Genomic DNA, 2,265 nt, shown 5'->3' with positions numbered 1-2,265 from the left:
GCCCGCACCGGCGGAGGTGGGGTCATGACGGCCGTCGCGTCCACCCGGCTCGCCGCCCCGGCCGCGGAGTGGTCGGCCGAGGTGCACCGGGACGAGCAGGCCCTCGCCGGCCTGGCGGACGAGCTGCGCGACCTCTACGACCGCAGCCCGGCCGCGACGCCGTTCCAGACCTACGAATGGCTCCGCGCCTGGTGGGGCTGGTACGGGACGCCCGGCCGGCTCCGCCTCGCGACCGTCCGGTGCCGCGGCCGGCTCGTCGCGGCGGCGCCGCTGATGGCGGGCGTCCGGCACGGGTTCCCGGTGCTGGTCCCGCTGGCCGCCGGGCAGAGCGACTTCGCCGACTTCCTGCTCGACCCCGTCCACACCGACGGCGCCGTCCGGCACCTCACCCGCGCCCTGCTCGACGAGCGCGGCTGGTGCGCGGTCGACCTCTGCGAGGTGCGTCCCGGCTCGGCGGCGCACCTGGTCGCCGCGCAGTGGCCGCGCCGGGCCTGGCGGACGCCGTCGTCGGTCTGCCTCGAACTGCCCGCCGCCGGCATCGACGACGTCCTCGACCGGCTGCCGCGCCGCACCGCCGGCAAGATGCGCGCCAAGCTCCGCAAGATCGACGTGCGCGGTATCACGGTCGAGAGCGTCCCGCCGGAGCGGGCCTCGGACGCCGTCCACGTGCTGCTGGAACTGCATCTGCGGCAGTGGCAGGGGCGCCCGGTCAACCCCGAGCACAGGCGCGAGCGGTTCCGCCGCCACCTCGCCGAGGCCGCGGCGGGGATGGTCCGCGACGGGCGCGCCGCCGTCCTGCAGTACCGGTGGGACGAGCGGCTCGTCGCCAGCGACCTGGTCCTGATCGGGCACCGCTACGTCGGCGCCTACCTGTACGGGGCGATCCCCGACCTGCGGGACTGCGTGGACGTCTCGCTGATGATGCTGCGCCAGGACCTCGCGCTCGCCCGGGACCGCAACCGGCAGGGCGTCAGCCTGCTGCGCGGCGACGAGCCGTACAAGCTGAAGTGGCGGCCGACGCCCGTCCGGAACGAGCGCGTCATCCTCGGCCGGACCGCCCCGGCCGCCGCCTTCGCCGCCCTCGCCCGCACCCGCGCCCGCCTCTCCGACCGCCGCCACCACGGTCGCCCCGGGGGCCATGGCTGAGCGGGGGGACGGCGCACCGCTCCGGGTGCTGCACGTCAGCCAGCCGAACGGCGGCGGGGTCGCCGTCTACGTGGGGCAGGCCGTGGGCGACCAGCGCAAACGCGGCTGGGAGGTGGCGGTGGCCTGCCCGCCGGGCGGCGACCTGCCCGCGCGGTGCGCGGCGGCGGGCGTGCCCTGGTTCAACTGGGACGCCGGGCGCGCCCCCGGCCCCCGCACCCTGCTGGAGTCGCTCCGCCTCAGCCGCCTGGTGCGGACGTTCGCGCCGGACGTCGTCCACCTGCACTCCTCGAAGGCGGGCCTCGCCGGGCGGCTGCTGCGCCGCCCGGCCGGCACGCCCACGATCTTCCAGCCGCACGGCTGGTCCTGGCTCGCCGCCACCGGGCGGCAGGACGCCGCCAGCCGCCGGTGGGAGCGCATCGCCGCCCGCTGGAGCGACGCCCTGGTCTGCGTCGGCAGCGGCGAACTGCGGGAGGGCATGTGCGGGGGCGTGCGCGGGCCGTTCACGGTCGTCCGCAACGGCGTCGACCGCCGCCGGTTCACGCCCGCCGACGGCCCCGCCCGGCTCGCCGCCCGCACCCGCCTCGGGCTGCCCGCCGCCGCGCCGCTCGCCGTCTGCATCGGCCGCCTGACCCGGCAGAAGGGGCAGGACGTCCTGGTCGCGGCGTGGCCGGCCGTCACCGCGCGGTGCCCGTCCGCCCGGCTCGCCATCGTCGGCGACGGCGAGGACCTGGACCGGCTGCGCCGCGAACGCGTGCCCGGGATCCGGTTCGTCCCGGCCGTGCAGGACCCGCGCGACTGGCTCAGCGCGGCGAACCTCGTCGTGCTGCCGTCCCGCTGGGAGGGGCTGCCGCTGACCGCGCTGGAGGCGCTCGCCACGGGCCGCCCGCTCGTCGGGACGGACGTCCCGGGCATCACCGAGGTCGTCGGCCCCGGCCTCGGCGCCCTCGTGCCCGCGGACGACCCCGCCGCGCTCGCCGCGGAGATGGCCGGGCGGCTGCTGTTCCCGGGGATCGCCGAGCGGGAGGGGCGGGCGGCGGCGCTGGCGTCCGCCGACTACGACGTCGCCGCGACCGTGGCGCTCCTCGCGGACGTCACCCGCGGCGTGGCCGGGCGCGGAAC

At 78.4% G+C, this 2,265-nt stretch carries 2 protein-coding genes; both read left to right on the top strand.

What is annotated here, in order from left to right; genetic code table 11:
* Positions 1-1,146, top strand: a 1,146-nt coding sequence (locus E1293_RS46495; protein WP_207939542.1) for a GNAT family N-acetyltransferase, incomplete at its 5' end; no start/stop codon positions are given.
* A partial coding sequence (locus tag E1293_RS46490) for a glycosyltransferase family 4 protein (RefSeq protein ID WP_132206473.1) occupies positions 1,139-2,265 on the top strand: 1,127 nt, incomplete at its 3' end. The genes E1293_RS46495 and E1293_RS46490, both read left to right, overlap by 8 nt.

The organism is Actinomadura darangshiensis (assembly GCF_004349235.1).
Classification (GTDB): domain Bacteria; phylum Actinomycetota; class Actinomycetes; order Streptosporangiales; family Streptosporangiaceae; genus Spirillospora; species Spirillospora darangshiensis.
The sequence above is the reverse complement of the archived record's forward strand: the minus strand, read 5'-3'. Positions and strand labels throughout refer to the sequence as shown.